Here is a 15,577-nt window from a genome sequence, read left to right as displayed (position 1 = left end):
AGCACAAGGTCCGAGCGACGACGGGGAAGGGGAAGGTCCATGGCACGCCCTGGGGACAGCAGCCAGGAGGCCCGCATCGAGGGCTATCTCGACCGTGCCCGCCTCACCTACGGCACTCTGGACGACCCTGATTTCGGCTTCACGGCCGGGGCCTTCGACGAGCGGCCCCACCGTGACCTGGTCGCGAAGCTCGCCGAGCTCGTCGAGGTCGAGGACATGACCGACCTGAACGACAACGTGTGTTTCGACTACGGCCTGGTCCGGCGCCGTGCCGAGTGGAAGCTGAAGCTGTCCATGGTGGGCCCGTACGCCATGCTCCTGCGCGTGACCAGGGGCTGGCCGCGGAGGTTCCGCATCCTCGGCGTGGAGGTGATCGAGGAACCGGCCGCCGGCACCGAGCAGGCCATCGCCGAACTGGTCCGGGAGGCAGGGTTCACGATGGTCTCCGCGGAGGACGCCGAGTACCCGGTGCGCTTCAACGCCTCGGGCACCGAGCCGGTGGAGGGCCCGCTGTACCGGGTGCTGTTCAGCACCGTCCCCGAGGGGGTGGAGGACCTTTCCTGGCACTGTCGACACTAGTGGCCGGTAGGGCCCGCAGGGCCTGCAGGCCCTACGGATAGCGCCACTGCGGCCGGGGGCCGGGCGATTTCGTCGCCCGGCCCCCGGCCGTTCTTTCGACCTGAAGGCGAATGGATCGGGCAACGGCTCAGGGGTCAGGCGGTTGTGGGGGTGTGGGCCATGCCTTACCCAGGGACTGTGTGGGTCTGTCACATATGCGGTGGGGCGTGGGGTTCCTACCTTGTGGCGACATCGTCCGCGTCTGGAAGTGGTGACCCATGAATGCCCCTGCCCCTGGTTCGGCGGCGACCCGTTCACTCCCACGAGTGGTGGCCGCGAGTCTGATCGGCACGACGATCGAGTGGTACGACTACTTCGTGTACGGAACGGCTGCGGCCCTGGTGTTCGGGAAGGTGTTCTTCCCGAACAGCGATCCGCTGACGGGGACGCTGCTGTCCTTCCTGACCTACGCGATCGGGTTCGCGGCCCGGCCGCTCGGGGCGCTGGTGTTCGGGCACTTCGGGGACCGGGTGGGCCGGAAGAAGCTTCTGGTGCTGAGCCTGCTGCTGATGGGCGGGGCGACCACGGCGATCGGGCTGCTGCCGACGTACGACTCGGTCGGGGTGACGGCGCCGGTGCTGCTGACCTCGCTGCGGCTGGTGCAGGGCTTCGCGCTCGGCGGGGAGTGGGGCGGGGCGGTGCTGCTGGTGTCGGAGCACGGGGACCGACGGCGGCGGGGGTTCTGGGCGTCCTGGCCCCAGGGCGGGGCGCCGGCCGGGAACCTGCTGGCGGCCGGGGTGCTGTCGCTGATGACGGCGGTGCAGTCGGAGAGCGCGTTCCTGGCCTGGGGCTGGCGGGTGCCGTTCCTGCTGTCGGCGGTGCTGGTCGCGGTGGGGCTGTGGATCCGGCTGGCGGTGGAGGAGTCGCCGCTGTTCCGGCAGGCGCTGGAGAACCGGCCGACCACCGAACAGCCGCCGCTGGTCGGGGTGTTGAAGCACCACTGGCGGGAGGTGCTGGTGGCGATGGGCGCGCGGATGGCGGAGAACATCTCGTACTACGTGATGACGACCTTTGTGCTGACGTACGCCGTCACCCACGCCCACTTCGACAAGCAGAGCGCGCTGAACGCCGTGCTGATCGCCTCGGCGATCCAGTTCGCGCTGATCCCGCTGTTCGGCGCGCTGTCGGACCGGGTCGGACGCAAACCGGTGTACCTGGTGGGCGCGGCCGGGGTCGGGGTCTGGGCGTTCGTGTTCTTCGGACTGGTGGACACTCACTCGTTCGGGCAGTTGGTGCTCGCGGTGACCGTCGGCCTGGTGTTCCACAGCGCCATGTACGCGCCGCAGGCGGCCTTCTTCTCCGAACTGTTCGCGACCAGGCTGCGCTACTCGGGGGCCTCGATCGGCGCCCAGTTCGCCTCGGTGGCGGCCGGCGCGCCCGCCCCGCTGATCGCGACCGCGCTGCTCAAGGACTACGGCAGCGCCACCCCCATCTCGGTGTACATGGCCGCCGCCGCGGCGCTCACCCTGCTGGCCGTGCTGTGCGCGCGGGAGACCAGGGGACAGGACCTGACGGCGGTCGAGGAGGAGGTCTCGGAGGACGGCGCGACGGTCGGAAAGCCCGCCGTGGCCTGAGGTCCCGTCCGGTCGATCCCACCGCCCGTCCGGTCGATCCCACCGCCCGTCGGGTCGATCCCACCGTCCGTCCGGCAGGATCGGCCGGACGGGGCCTGGGGATCGAGGCGATAGCATCGCGATTCCTCGCAACCGTCGGAACCGACGCCGATTGGCGGCCCGCACCGTGAACCACCCCGACGAGAGCGCCGCCCCCGCACTGCGGCGGCTGCTCGACCTGCTCGCCTCCGGCGCCGCCACCGAGGACTTCGCCGAGGTGCTGGCCGACGCCCGCCGCCGCGGGGCGTCGGCCGGCGTCCTCGCCGAGATCGACGACGCCACCTGGCAGGCCCTGCGGGTGCACCGCACCCTACGTCAACACCGGCGCCGCGAGGCTGAGTTGACCGCCCTGTTCGACACCGCCGGGGACCTCGCCGCCTCCCGGGACCTGGACGCCGTGCTGCAGGCGATCGTCCGCCGGGCCCGGATGCTGCTCGGCACCGACACCGCGTACCTGACCCTGCCGGACGAGGCCGCCGGCGACACCTACATGCGGGTCACCGACGGCTCGGTGTCCGTCCTGTTCCAGACCCTGCGGCTCAGCCTCGGCGACGGGCTGGGCGGGCTGGTCGCCCAGACCGCCCGCCCGTACGCCACCCCCGACTACCGCACCGACGAGCGCTTCCACCACACCGGCACGATCGACGCGGGCGTGCTGGACGAGGGCCTGGTGGCGATCATCGGCGTGCCGCTGCTACTCGGCGGCGAGGTCATCGGCGTGCTGTTCGCCGCCGACCGCACCCCGCGCGCCTTCTCCCCCGACGAGGTCGCGCTGCTCTGCACCCTGGCCGCGCACGCCGCCATCGCCCTGGACACCGCCAAGTCGCTGGCCGACACCCGGGCCGCGCTGGCCGAGCTGAACGCCGCCAACGGGCTGGTGCGGGCCCACTCCGCCGCCGTCCAGCGCGCCGAGCAGGCGCACGACCGGCTCACCGACCTGGTACTGCGCGGCGCCGAGGTGCCGGACGTGGCCGCCGCCGTCGCCCACCTGCTGGACGGCGAGATAGCGGTCCTGGACGCCGAGGGCGAACCGCTGGCCGGACGGCCCGCGCCCGGCGCCGAACTGGTCGGGGCGGTCGCCGCGTCCCGGGCCGAGGGCCGGTCGGTGCGGCACGGCGCGCTGTGGGTGTGCGCGGTGCTCGCCGGGCACGACACGCTGGGCACCATGGTGCTGCGTGGCCGGCCCGACCTCGACGACGCCGACCGTCGGCTGTTCGAGCGGGCCAGCGTGGTGACCGCGCTGCTCCTGCTGCTGCGCCGCTCGGTCGCGGAGACCGAGAACCGGGTCCGCGGCGAACTGCTCACCGACCTGCTCACCGCCCCCGAGCGCGACCCGGCAGGGCTCACCGCGCGCGGCCGCCGACTCGGCGTCGACCTCGCCCGGCCGCACCTGGTGCTGGTCGCCGAACCCGCCGACGGGACGGGCGACCACCGGGGCCGGCTGGCGGGCGCGGCCCGGCGCTACCTGTTCGGCTCCCGCGGGGTCAGCGCCGAACACGGCGAGGCGGTGGTGCTGCTGGTGCCCGTCACACCGGGCGACACCGACGACCCCGAGCGGACCGCCCGGCAGGCCGCCGAACGGCTGGCCCGACTGGCCGGCTTCCCGGCCACCGTCGGCGCGGGCCGGGAGGCCGCCGGTCCGGCCGCGCTGGCCGCCTCGTACGCCGAGGGCCTGCGCTGCGTCCGCGCCCTGCGGGTACTCGGCCGCGCCGGGGAGGGCGCCTCGTCCCGCACCCTCGGCTTCCTCGGCGTGCTGCTCGGCGACGGCCACGACGTGGACGGGTTCGTCGGCGCCACGCTCGGCCCGCTGCTCGCCTACGACGCCCGGCGCGGCACCGAACTGGTGCGCACCCTGCGCGCCTACTTCGACTGCGGCGGCAGCCTCACCCGGGCCAAGGACGACCTGCACGTCCACGTGAACACCGTGGTGCAGCGGCTGGACCGGGTCGAGGCGCTGCTCGGCCCGGACTGGAACCAGCCGGAACGGTCACTGGAACTGCAGCTGGCGCTGCGGCTGCAACTGCTGTCCGACCCCGGCGCGGGCGGCTGACCGGTCCGTCCGAACCCCGGCGCGGGCGGCTGACCGGTCCGTCCGGGCCGGGGCGTACAGTGGCGAGGTTGGTCTCGAACGCGAGGCTGGTCTCGAACGCCTGGCAAGGAGCGGCAGCGGTGAGCGAGAACGTACGGTTCGTTCGAATGGGCATAGGCGAGCACGTCGTCCCGTACGAGGAGGCGTGGGAGGAGCAGCAGCGCCTGCACGCGCTGCGGGTCGCGGACGAGATCCCCGACACCGTGCTGCTGCTGGAGCACCCGCCCGTCTACACCATGGGCAAGCGCACCAACCCCGCCGACCTGCCGCTGGACGGCACCCCGGTGGTCGAGGTCAACCGGGGCGGGGAGATCACCTGGCACGGCCCCGGCCAGCTGGTCGGCTACCCGATCATCAAGCTGCCGGACCCGATCGACGTGATCGCGTACGTCCGCCGCCTGGAGGAGGCGCTGATCCGCACCGCCGCCGACTTCGGCGTCGGGACCACCCGGGTGGAGGGCCGCAGCGGGGTCTGGGTGCTCGGCCAGAACCTCCCGGACGCCGTGGTGGACCCCGCCGAGGTGGTCGACATCGGCAAGCTGACCCTGCGGATGGGCCTGCCGCTGGGCATCGACCCGCGGCTCGCCGGGCCCGAGTACGCGCCGTCCAACGCCGGGCAGCGCGGCGGCGACCGCAAGCTCGCCGCGATCGGGGTGCGGGTCGCCCGCGGGGTGACCATGCACGGCTTCGCGCTCAACTGCGACCCGGACATGACCTACTTCGACAAGATCGTGCCGTGCGGCATCCGGGACGCGGGCGTGGCCTCGCTGGCCGGCGAGCTGGGGCGCGACTTCCCGGTGGGCGAGGCGACGCCGGCGGTCGAGCGGCACCTCAAGGACGTGTTCGCGGAGCTGCCGGAGCCGGCGCTCAGCCGCTGAGCCCGTTCCGGTCGGGCCCGGGGTTGGTCCCGGGGGTCAGGCCGGGGTTGCTCCGCAGTTGGCCCCCGGGTCGCTCCAAGGAAGCCCCAGCCGCTGGGAATCTACTGACCGGTAGCCGTGTTGCCCTGCGATTGCAGGGCGGCAGGCCCGGCACAGGCCGTACAACCACAGGCGTACCCTGGGGGTACCCCGTCTAGTTCTAGGAGTCGCACGTGTCCGCTGTCGCGCCCGACGGCAGGAAGCTGCTCCGCCTGGAGGTCCGCAACAGCGAGACCCCCATCGAGCGGAAGCCCGAGTGGATCAAGACCCGCGCGAAGATGGGCCCGGAGTACAACGCCCTCCAGTCGCTGGTGAAGAAGGAGGGGCTGCACACGGTCTGCCAGGAGGCCGGCTGCCCCAACATCTTCGAATGCTGGGAGGACCGCGAGGCGACCTTCCTCATCGGCGGTGACCAGTGCACCCGCCGCTGCGACTTCTGCCAGATCGACACCGGCAAGCCCGCCGAGTTCGACCGCGACGAGCCGCGCCGGGTCGCCGAGTCCATCGTCACCATGGACCTCAACTACGCCACCATCACCGGCGTCGCCCGCGACGACCTGGAGGACGGCGGCGCCTGGCTGTACGCCGAGACCGTCCGCCAGGTGCACGCGATGACCGCCGAGCGCGCCGCCGGCCGCACCGGCGTCGAGCTGCTCATCCCCGACTTCAACGCGGTGCCCGAGCAGCTGGCCGAGGTCTTCTCCTCCCGCCCCGAGGTGCTCGCGCACAACGTCGAGACGGTCCCGCGCATCTTCAAGCGGATCCGCCCGGCCTTCCGCTACGAGCGCTCGCTGGACGTCATCACCCAGGCCCGCGCGGCCGGGCTGGTCACCAAGTCCAACCTGATCCTGGGCATGGGCGAGACCCGCGAGGAGATCAGCCAGGCGCTGGCCGACCTGGTCGGGGCCGGCTGCGAGCTGATCACCATCACCCAGTACCTGCGGCCCTCGCTGCGCCACCACCCGGTGGAGCGCTGGGTCAAGCCGCAGGAGTTCGTCGAGCTCCAGGAGGAGGCCGAGGAGCTGGGCTTCGCGGGTGTCATGTCGGGGCCGCTGGTGCGTTCGTCGTACCGGGCCGGCCGGCTGTACCGGCAGGCGCTGGAGCGGCGCGAGCAGGCCGCGGTCTGATCCCGAGAGCGGTTTTCGGCCACTGGGCCGTTGGAAGGGCGGAGCTGCGGCTCCGCCCTTCCGGGTTTCACCGCGCTTTGACTGCCTGGTCACGGACTGGTAACACGGGGTGGGGATGATGGACGCCTGGTGGGCGTTCGATTCTTCTCAGCCACGGTGATCGGTACCGGTGATCGATGACGGTGATCGGTGACAGCGATCGGTCGGGATCAGCCGTGGCCGGCTACGAGAGGAGCTGTTCGGGATGCAGCTGCAGGTGCGGATCCGGTCGGTGGGGGCGGCGCTGCGGTTCGCCGAGAGCGTCCTGCTGGCACCCGGGCAGCGGCACGCCCGCCGCAACGCCTGGGCGGCGGTGTGCGAGGACCGCGAGCACGCGGCGGACCGACGGCACGACGCGGAGGGTGCGGAGGGCGCCCAGGTCGCGAAGGGCGCCGAGGTCGCGGAGGGTGCCTCGCGCGCCGCGGAAACACGCTCCGTACCCCGCTGAGGCCGCGGCGTCGCTGTGCGCGACCGTGAGCGGACCCGAGGGTCACGGTTCGGGCGAACGGGTACCCGGGCTTGGATATCCCGTACCCGTGCCACGTACCATGAGCGTTATGGCGAGGGAAACATCCGAGAACCCCGGGCGACTGAAGCAGATCCGCCTGGCGTACACCATGACCAAGAAGGTCGACACCAAGATCGGCCTGATCATCGCCGGCGTCGGCCTGCTGACCTTCGGCGTGTTCCTCGCCATCGGCTTCGCGATCGACCATCCCGTCTACCTGGGCATCCTGGGCTTCATCGTGGCCGTCCTGGCCATGGCGATCGTCTTCGGGCGCCGGGCCGAACGCGCCGCGTTCGGACAGATGGAGGGACAGCCGGGCGCCGTCGCTGCGGTGCTGAACAACATCCGGCGCGGCTGGAGCTCCAACTCCACCCCGGTCGCCGTCACCCGTAACCAGGACGCGGTCTACCGCGCCGTGGGCCGGGCCGGCATCGCGCTGATCGGCGAGGGCAACCCGAACCGGGTGCGGCAGCTGCTGGCCTCCGAGAAGAAGAAGATGGCCCGTGTGGTCGGCGACGTGCCGGTGCACGACATCGTGGTGGGCACCGGCGAGGGCGAGATCCCGCTGAAGAAGCTGCAGATCCACCTGATGCGACTGCCCCGCTCCATCACCGCCGCCCAGGTCACCGAGACCAACGACCGGCTGCGCGCGCTGGGTGACCTGCTCTCCAAGGCGCCGATCCCCAAGGGTCCGATGCCCAAGGGTGCCCGGATGCCCAAGGGCGGCCAGGCCCGCTGACCCGCCCCTCCCCTGACGACACCAGAACGGCCCGCCCCGGATCCTCCGGGGCGGGCCGTTCGACGTTGTGGCGTTGTCGGTCGTGTGTCGCGTTGTCGCGTGTCGCGTTGTCGCGGGGGCCGGACTAGATCCGGACCTCGACGGTGCCGACCGCCTTGTCGTGCAGGCCCCGGGTGTCGCGGTCCCAGACCAGCGGCGGCACCACCAGGCAGAGCAGCACGGTGCGCAGCAGGACCTGCGGGATGGTCGCGCGGCGCCCGTCCAGGCGGACCACCCGGAGGCCGAACAGCCGCTTGCCGAGGGTCGTGCCGGAGGTGGAGAGCAGGATCACCGCGACCAGGAAGAACAGCGGGAGGGTCCACAGGTTGGCCTCGGCCGTGTCCCCCTTGGCCAGCAGGCCGAAGGAGACCAGCGAGACCAGCCAGCCGTCCACGAACAGCGCGCCGATCCGTCGGCCGGGGCCGGCGATCGAGCCGGGGCCCTCCTTGGGCAGCCCGAGGCGCTCGCCGCGGTAGCCGAAGTCGGCGCCCATCTTCTCGGCGGCCGCCTTGGGGCCGTCGATCCACGATCCCAACGCTTCTCTGGTGTCCACGAATCCACACTAACCGGGCTCACGCCGCGGACCGGCACCGGCTCCCCTCCGGGCGGGGCGCGGACGGGACGCGGGCCGGGCGCGGGCGGGGCGTCGGCGGAGCGCTCGCGGCCTGCTCGGGGACTGCTCCACGACCGGGTGAATCCCGTTCGACGGGCTTACCAAGTGGTCCAGACCACTTCACGGAGGACCCCCAGCTCGGCGAGGTGATTTGCCCCGTCCCGTAGGAGTTTGCGGCCCGTTCGGCGGTCGTGGTTAACATCTAGGAAACGAGCGGGTCACCGGCTGGAAACGACCCATTCCTAGGGTGAGCCCAATTCGCACGCCGAGGAGGATGGATGTTCAACAACGCCGCCGAAGTGAAGCAGTTCATCCAGGACAACGACGTCAAGTTCGTCGATGTCCGCTTCTGTGACCTGCCGGGCGTCATGCAGCACTTCTCCGTACCCGCGGCGACCTTCGATCCGTCCGAGACCCTGATGTTCGACGGTTCGTCGATCCGCGGCTTCCAGGCCATTCACGAGTCCGACATGGCCCTGGTCGCGGACCTCGCCACCGCCCGGCTCGACCCCTTCCGGGCCGAGAAGCACCTCAACATCAACTTCTTCATCCAGGACCCGGTCACCGGCGAGGCCTACAGCCGCGACCCGCGCAACGTCGCCAAGAAGGCCGAGGCCTACCTCGCCTCCTCCGGCATCGCCGACACCGCCTTCTTCGGGCCCGAGGCCGAGTTCTACGTCTTCGACTCGGTGCGCTTCGAGACCAGCGCCAACGCGTCCTTCTACCACATCGACTCGGAGGCCGGCGCCTGGAACAGCGGCGCCGCCGAGGGCGACGTGCGCGGCTACAAGGTCAAGTACAAGGGCGGCTACTTCCCCACCCCGCCGGTGGACCACTTCGCCGACCTGCGCGCCGAGATGTCGCTGGAGCTGGCCAAGTCCGGCCTGGAGGTCGAGCGCCAGCACCACGAGGTCGGCACGGCCGGCCAGGCCGAGATCAACTACAAGTTCAACACCCTGCTGCACGCGGCCGACGACCTGATGCTGTTCAAGTACATCATCAAGAACGTCGCCTGGCGGAACGGCAAGACGGCCACCTTCATGCCCAAGCCGATCTTCGGCGACAACGGCTCCGGCATGCACGTCCACCAGTCGCTGTGGACCGAGGGCTCCCCGCTCTTCTACGACGAGCAGGGCTACGCGGGCCTCTCCGACACCGCCCGCTACTACATCGGCGGCCTGCTCCGGCACGCCCCCTCGCTGCTGGCCTTCACCAACCCCTCGGTGAACTCCTACCACCGCCTGGTCCCGGGCTTCGAGGCGCCGGTCAACCTGGTCTACTCGCAGCGCAACCGCTCGGCCGCGATCCGCATCCCGATCACCGGCTCCAACGCCAAGGCCAAGCGCATCGAGTTCCGCGCCCCGGACCCGTCCTCCAACCCGTACCTGGCCTTCTCCGCCATGCTGATGGCCGGCCTGGACGGCATCCGCAACAAGATCGAGCCGCTGGAGCCGGTCGACAAGGACCTCTACGAGCTCGCCCCCGAGGAGCACGCCAACGTCCCCCAGGTGCCCTCCTCGCTCCCGGCCGTCCTGGAGGCCCTCGAAGCCGACCACGAGTACCTCCTCGCGGGCAACGTCTTCACCCCGGACCTGATCGAGACCTGGATCGACTTCAAGCGCACCAACGAGATCGCCCCGATCGCCCTCCGGCCCCACCCGCACGAGTTCGAGCTGTACTACGACCTGTAGAGACCCCCTCTGACCTGCGGAAACGCAGTTTGGTCTCTCATCGTTTCCGCAGGTCGGGCAGGGTTCTGACCTGCGGAAACGTCTAGCGAGGGGCTGGCTGCAACACCTCTGGGACTCGCGATGTGAAATGAGTGTGAAACGAGCACGGGCAGATCGAACTCGCGATGATCCCCCACTGCCCTTGCCAGCATTGGGTAGCACGCCACTCGCTACTTACAGTAGTAATCGTTCGCGGCTGCTGACTCAACGGGTTCGATCTTTACCCTCACTACCACCCCTCAGGCGAAGCGTCACCCGTGCTCGCCAAGCAGCAGGGCCGGCCGCCATGTGCAAGGCGCCCTGTGACCCGGTGCGGCTGTAGTTGTTCTCGAAGGTCGCCTCCTGCCCGGGCAACGAGGTATGCGCGTGCAACATCCAGGACGACGGCGTAGGGCCGCGGCCCTCTCCTTCTGGGCCTGCTTCCGGGCGGCCGTGGCCGCCAGCTCCGGGTCCTCCTCGGTCAGCAGGTCCTGCTGCTCCTGCTCCAGGCCGACGAACCCGGCGCGCTGCGCCGCCGCCCACCAGGGGTCGATCTCAGACAGCGCCTCGCGCCACGCCGCAGCGAGCTCCCTTGGCTCGCCCGCCGGCACCTCCGCCGCCGCACCAGCCACTGCCTCAGGGCGAGATCCCCTTGGGGTGGCCGAGCCCCACACTTCCGCTGCTGACGAAGACACGCCGAGCACTGCCCCGTCCGGGCACTGCCCCCATGGCGTATGCGCGGGGCTGCTGCTTGTGGTGGGTGGGCTTGGCCTACTTGTTGGCGCGGCGGGCCCCGAGAATGCCCCGGAGGCCAATGACGCCGACGGCCTTCTTCTGGGTCCACCTGCTGCTCGCCGTCACCTCGCTGGCACTCGGCCTGCCATCAGCGCGATCGGGGTACGCGGACTGCGCGCGCTGCGCGCCGCCGAGCGGGCCTGACCCTGGAGGCCGGGAAGCCGTGAGACCGGCCTCCCCTGGGGGAGGCCGGTCTCACGGGTGGTGCGTCACGGCCGTCAGACGGCCGGGCTCAGCCGCCAGTACTGGTTGCCCGGACCGCCGTTGCAGTCGAACAGGATCACCTGGTTGCCGCTGGTGAGGTCCCCGCGGGGGATGTCCACGCAGCGGTTGGAGACCGGGTTCCAGATCGATCCGTCGGCCCGCGGCAGGAACTGCTGGGCCCCGTTGCCCGGGCCGCCCCAGCAGGTGTACCACTGGACCGGCGTGCCGTTGCCGGTGCCCGCGTTGGTGGCGTCCAGGCAGCCGCCGAAGGGCAGGCCGACCGTGCCGTCCGGGCGGAAGGACCAGGCCTGCGCGTTGCTGCCGTTGCAGTCCCAGACCTGCACCTTGGCACCCGGGGTGGTGCTGGAGTTGGCCTCGTCCAGGCACTTGGCGTTGGACAGGCCGGACACGACCGAACCGGCCGTCGAGCCGGCGACGGTCGGGTACGGGTAGAGCGCCACGTCGGCGACCGCTCCGTCGAAGGTGTTGTGGCTGGCGCCACCGTTGACGTAGCGGCCGATCGAGACCTTGCCGGTCGGGGCCATCTTGGCGGTGTGCCAGCCGGTCGCGGCCAGCGCGCCGTCCACGTACAGGCTCATCTGCCCGGTGGTGGCGTCGTAGCTCGCGGTCAGCTTGGTCCACACGCCGAGCTGGGCGCGGGCGGCCGCGTTCTGCTTGGCGTAGTCGTGGCTGGTGCCGCTGTTCGCTGCCGGGGCGGTGGTGTCGTAGTCCCAGCCGGAGTCGCTGCGCGCCATCGCGAAGGTCCAGGTCGGGCCGGCCGAGGTCCAGGTGCCCGGCCAGATCATGAAGTTGCTGGTCGAGTTGCCGTCCTGGCCGACGACCACGCCGTCGGTGAACTTGTCGATCCGCGCCCACGCGCTGACCGTGAAGGATTGTGCGGTGTCGACCTGGGCCGTGGTGGTGATCCGGCCGTCGGTCGCATCGGCGGCGCCGTGGCTGAACACCGCCGCGGTGGTGGCAGCGCCGCCCAGGTTGGCGCTGGTGAAGGAGACCTGGTTCTGGATGGTGGCGGTGGTCTTGCCGGTCGAGTCCGCGGTGTGCGCGGCGTCGCCGGCGATGGTGCCGGTCAGCGGATAGCGGGCCAGGGGACCGCGCGGGTCGCCGACGACGGTGGAGCCGGCCAGTGAGGTGACCGCGCCGGGCCTGGCACTGTCGTCCGCGACGCCCTTGAACAGGACGACCTTGCCGGTCGAGTTCTGGGCCCACAGGTCGGCCACGCCGTCGCCGTCGAAGTCACCGGACGAGCCGACCACCGGGAAGGTGGTGGTGTCGAAGCCGGTGCCGATGACAATGCCCTTGGTCGGGTCGGCCAGAGCGGTGTAGTCCGTGGCGCCGGTGGCGGTCTTGGTGATCGGGTAGGCCAGGATCTGGCCGGTCTGCCGGTCACGCGCCCACAGGGTGGCCTGCTTGGCGGTGCTGGTGGCCGAGTTGACGGTCCAGGAGCTCGTGCCGTTGGCCGGACCCGGGTTGATCAGGTCGTAGCCGTGGCCGCCGATCGCGCCGTCCCAGGGCAGGGTGGAGATCTGGGTCTCGGTCTTCTTGAGCAGCACCGCGTTGTTCCCGCCCGGCGGGATCAGCCACAGCGCTCCGTTGATCACGACGGCCAGCGAGGTGCGGCTGAGCGGGGTGGTGGTCTCGCCGTCGGGGCTGCCGAGCGCGAGGACCTGGGTCACCTTCGACCAGTCGTAGCCGACCCCGGTCGGGCAGCCGCTGGTCTGCGTCGCGTCCACCTTCTGGCCTGCCGTGTCCACACAGCTGACCTGCGCCGGGGTGGTGTTGCCGCTCGGGTAGAACGGCGTCCTCTGGGTGTAGTTGCCGTGCCCGTCGTTGGTGTACATCAGCATCTGCGGGTCGCCCGGCACGTGGACGATCAGGTCGTCCACCGGCACCTGGCCGCGCAGCGAGCCGCGGTGGGTGATCTGCAGGCCGTTCCAGTTGCCCGACGGGGAGTTGGCGGGCGCGACGGCCTGGGAGCCGGCAATGGTGCCGGCGTTCACCGGGTCGGCGAGGTTGGTGACCACCCGCAGGTTACCGGTGGAGTCCGGCAGCGTGATGTCGGGCTTGCCGTCACCGGTGACGTCGCCGAAGACCGGCGAGGAGGCCGGGTTGAACGGCGCGTAGAAGTTGTACGCGTACGGCTGGCTGTAGTTGCCCGCCTGGTCCTGTGCCTGGACGTACAGCGTGTTGGTGCCCCAGGTGCCCGGGGTGTACGTGTACGTGCCCTTGCCATTGGCGTCCGGGCGGACGATGCCCGCATCGTTGCAGCGCCAGCCGGTGACCGGGGTCGGGTTGGTGCTGACCCGGAAGCAGGCCAGGCCCGAGGCGTTCAGTCCGGGGCCCGGCGTCGGGTCGGTGCCGGAGAGAACAAAGGTGCCGGCCTCGTTCGCGTACTTGATCTTGTCAGCCGGCAGCGTGGTGCCCGAGGGCGGGAACTGCTCGGAACTGACGCTCACGGTCGGCGGGGTCCGGTCGACGCGGAAGTAGCACCATGAGGAGTCGACCGAGCCGAGGCCGTTCCAGTACGGGTCGGCGTCAAAGGCGTTGGAGGTCCAGCCGAACTGGTGGCCGTCCTTCAGCACATCGTAGGGAACGTTGACCTGGGCGGTGTTGTAGCTGCCCTGCCATCCGGTGCGACCCGACCAGCCATTGTTGCTGTCGTTGTCATCCCACATCCGGAAGTTGGTCCACAGGTTCATGCCCGCCGGGGACCAGTTGTTCGACATCAGCGTGACGCTCTGGTTAGCGCCGATCCAGGCCGGGTTGGACCAGGGGTTCTGGCCGCCAGTGGTGCAGTCGTACCCGACCGGGTTGCCGTTGCCGTCGGCGTTGGCGAAGCCGGAGCTCGGGCTGGTTCGCGGGTACCAGATGCTCGGCTGCAGGTCGTAGTTGGTGGTGATGTGCGGGTTGTTGGTGATGTGCTTGCGGTAGTACTTGTTCTTCTCGTCGTCGGGTGCGATGCCGACGGTGAAGGTGGGCCACTTCTGCGAAGCGGCCTGCTGCATGTGCCAGCTGACGTCGTAGGCGATCGGCCCGGTGCCGACGATGGACTTCGAGTCACCGATCTTGCTGCAGCCGCCGAAGGTGCCGCCGCCGTTGCAGGGCTGGTTGTTCCAGGTCACGCCCGGGAAGATCGCGCCGGTCCAGTACAGACCGAGCGGGGTGCTGGTGCTCGGGCTGGAGGCGCCGTCCACGTTGGCGTACAGCGTGGAGCCGTACACGGTCGGCGGGGCCGGGGCGCCGCCCGGCTGGGTCCAGATCGCCGGGTTCACGTTGATCGAGAAGTAGGCGCGCTCCCGGCCGTAGCCGGTGCAGTCGCTGTAGCCGCAGTACCCGGTGCCGAGCGAGCCGACGGCGTCGTAGTACGTGGTGCCGGAGTGGTACTCCTGGACCTGGGCCGAGTGCGCGGTGCCGCTGTCGGCGCTGATCGTCGGGTCGAGGTACCAGGGGCCGGTGCCCTTGCCGAAGGTGGTCTGGTCCGGCGTCAGGTCGAAGCCGTTCTGGTCCGCCTTGATCGCGATCGGGGCCTCGTGCGCGCCCTCGCCGGCCCGGGCGGGGGAGGACTTCTCGAACTCGGGCGCCTGGTCGTCGCCGGCCGGGGCCGAGCCCTTGGGGGCCTTGGAGTCCTCGCCCTTCGCCGGCGGGGTGGAGTCCCACTGCAGCGGGGTCGGTGCGTGCAGCCGGACCTTGCCGGCGTCGTCCTTGACGCTGACGTTGCCCGCGGCGTCGGTCGTCACCTTCAGGCCGTCGGCTTTCACCGGGAAGTGCAGGCTCTTCAGCCGCGGGTCGGCGGCGGCCGCCGCGGTCTTCACCACGATGACGTCCCGCCAGCCGCCGGTGGCCAGCGCGGTGACCAGCAGATCCACGTCGGGCAGGACATTCGGGTAGGTCGCGGTGTCGCCGCTCAGCGTCGGCGCGGGCAGCGCGAACGGCGCGGTGACGGCGAGCTTCTGGCCCTCCGCGGTGGTCAGCGTCGCCATCGGGCCGGTACCGCCGCCGGACAGCGTCAGGTCCATCGACGAGACCGCCGGAGCCAGCGTGCCGTCCTGGTTGCGGCGCAGCGTCGCGTCCAGATCGGCCCACGCCTTGCCGCGCTTGGTGCGCACGTCGCCGGCGTGGTCGGTGGTGGACGCGGTCCCGTCCGGGTTGATCTGGGTGATCGAGGTCTCGGTGGTCATCGCGTCGACCACCACCGGCTTGCCGGTGGACCTGGCCTTCGCCCGCGCGTCCACGATGCCCTGCTGGACCTCGGTCAGGGCCGGCTTGGCGCCGGCCGGGGAGCCCGCCGGAGCGGCTGAACCGGGCAGTGGGTTGGGAGCGGCCTGGGCGAAAGGCGAACCGAGCATGCCGAGGCCGAGGGCACCGGTCGCGGCGAGGGCCACCAGGCGGGCTGAACGCCCTCCCCCCCTGGCCCTCCGCCGCGCATCGGCGGAAATCGGTCTGAAGTTGGACATCGAAGTGCTTTCTTCCTCCCCGAAGAGTCCGCCTGTCGCGCGGACGTTCGACGGGAACGATGGGGGGCGAAGTAGTGGATCGTCAAGCCCGATTC

Annotated in this window: 11 protein-coding genes; 9 read left to right on the top strand and 2 right to left on the bottom strand. The window is 70.9% G+C overall.

All coding sequences use genetic code 11. The annotated features are described in order from the left end of the window. Window positions 1–39: 39 nt before the first annotated feature. The 7 genes from ABTZ03_RS28005 (at window position 40) to ABTZ03_RS27975 (ending at window position 7,650) form a co-directional block, all read left to right on the top strand. On the top strand, window positions 40–579 hold the full coding sequence (locus ABTZ03_RS28005) for a hypothetical protein (protein WP_350515865.1): 540 nt from the start codon (window positions 40–42) through the stop codon (window positions 577–579). A gap of 257 nt (window positions 580–836) precedes the next feature. Continuing rightward, a complete protein-coding gene (locus ABTZ03_RS28000; RefSeq protein WP_350515864.1) occupies window positions 837–2,192 on the top strand; it encodes an MFS transporter in 1,356 nt (451 codons plus the stop codon). Window positions 2,193–2,358: 166 nt separating this feature from the next. Then, window positions 2,359–4,281 (top strand): helix-turn-helix domain-containing protein, encoded by a 1,923-nt coding sequence (locus ABTZ03_RS27995; protein WP_350515913.1) that lies wholly within the window; start codon window positions 2,359–2,361, stop codon window positions 4,279–4,281. Between the two features lie 146 nt (window positions 4,282–4,427). Continuing rightward, the gene (gene lipB, locus ABTZ03_RS27990) at window positions 4,428–5,198 is read left to right on the top strand and encodes a lipoyl(octanoyl) transferase LipB (protein WP_402429141.1); all 771 of its coding nucleotides are present in this window, start codon (window positions 4,428–4,430) and stop codon (window positions 5,196–5,198) included. A 212-nt stretch (window positions 5,199–5,410) separates the two neighbouring features. Beyond that, the gene (gene lipA / locus ABTZ03_RS27985) at window positions 5,411–6,364 is read left to right on the top strand and encodes a lipoyl synthase (RefSeq protein WP_350515862.1); all 954 of its coding nucleotides are present in this window, start codon (window positions 5,411–5,413) and stop codon (window positions 6,362–6,364) included. 244 nt (window positions 6,365–6,608) lie between these two features. Next, a complete protein-coding gene (locus tag ABTZ03_RS27980) occupies window positions 6,609–6,851 on the top strand; it encodes a hypothetical protein (RefSeq protein ID WP_350515861.1) in 243 nt (80 codons plus the stop codon). A gap of 109 nt (window positions 6,852–6,960) precedes the next feature. Then, window positions 6,961–7,650, top strand: coding sequence for a DUF4191 domain-containing protein (locus ABTZ03_RS27975; RefSeq protein WP_350515860.1), 690 nt, complete (start codon window positions 6,961–6,963; stop codon window positions 7,648–7,650). A 124-nt stretch (window positions 7,651–7,774) separates the two neighbouring features. Here ABTZ03_RS27975 and ABTZ03_RS27970 read toward each other — a convergent pair whose 3' ends face one another. Continuing rightward, window positions 7,775–8,242: an RDD family protein gene (locus ABTZ03_RS27970; protein ID WP_350515859.1), complete on the bottom strand. Its 468-nt coding sequence runs from the start codon at window positions 8,240–8,242 to the stop codon at window positions 7,775–7,777. Window positions 8,243–8,580: 338 nt separating this feature from the next. Here ABTZ03_RS27970 and glnA point away from each other — a divergent pair, with 338 nt between their 5' ends. Further along, entirely contained in the window at window positions 8,581–9,993 is a 1,413-nt protein-coding gene (glnA, locus tag ABTZ03_RS27965; RefSeq protein ID WP_350515858.1) for a type I glutamate--ammonia ligase, read from the top strand. Window positions 9,994–10,738: 745 nt separating this feature from the next. Beyond that, window positions 10,739–11,107: a hypothetical protein gene (locus ABTZ03_RS44285; protein WP_502894603.1), complete on the top strand. Its 369-nt coding sequence runs from the start codon at window positions 10,739–10,741 to the stop codon at window positions 11,105–11,107. Here the strand turns inward: ABTZ03_RS44285 and ABTZ03_RS27960 are convergent. Further along, a complete protein-coding gene (locus ABTZ03_RS27960) occupies window positions 11,025–15,410 on the bottom strand; it encodes a ricin-type beta-trefoil lectin domain protein (RefSeq protein ID WP_350515857.1) in 4,386 nt (1,461 codons plus the stop codon). The two genes, ABTZ03_RS44285 and ABTZ03_RS27960, sit on opposite strands and share 83 nt — an antisense overlap. Window positions 15,411–15,577: the final 167 nt, after the last annotated feature.

Origin of the sequence: Kitasatospora sp. NPDC096077, assembly GCF_040303245.1 — a bacterium.
GTDB lineage: Bacteria > Actinomycetota > Actinomycetes > Streptomycetales > Streptomycetaceae > Kitasatospora.
This window is presented reverse-complemented; position numbering and strand designations above follow the sequence as displayed.

What these genes read in the sequence shown, in the direction of transcription:
- ABTZ03_RS27980 (WP_350515861.1), top strand. Translation starts at nt 6,609, where the DNA reads ATGCAGCTGCAGGTGCGGATCCGGTCGGTGGGGGCGGCGCTGCGGTTC.
- ABTZ03_RS28000 (WP_350515864.1), top strand. Translation starts at nt 837, where the DNA reads ATGAATGCCCCTGCCCCTGGTTCGGCGGCGACCCGTTCACTCCCACGA.
- lipB (WP_402429141.1), top strand. Translation starts at nt 4,428, where the DNA reads ATGGGCATAGGCGAGCACGTCGTCCCGTACGAGGAGGCGTGGGAGGAG.
- ABTZ03_RS27975 (WP_350515860.1), top strand. Translation starts at nt 6,961, where the DNA reads ATGGCGAGGGAAACATCCGAGAACCCCGGGCGACTGAAGCAGATCCGC.
- ABTZ03_RS28005 (WP_350515865.1), top strand. Translation starts at nt 40, where the DNA reads ATGGCACGCCCTGGGGACAGCAGCCAGGAGGCCCGCATCGAGGGCTAT.
- glnA (WP_350515858.1), top strand. Translation starts at nt 8,581, where the DNA reads ATGTTCAACAACGCCGCCGAAGTGAAGCAGTTCATCCAGGACAACGAC.
- ABTZ03_RS44285 (WP_502894603.1), top strand. Translation starts at nt 10,739, where the DNA reads ATGGCGTATGCGCGGGGCTGCTGCTTGTGGTGGGTGGGCTTGGCCTAC.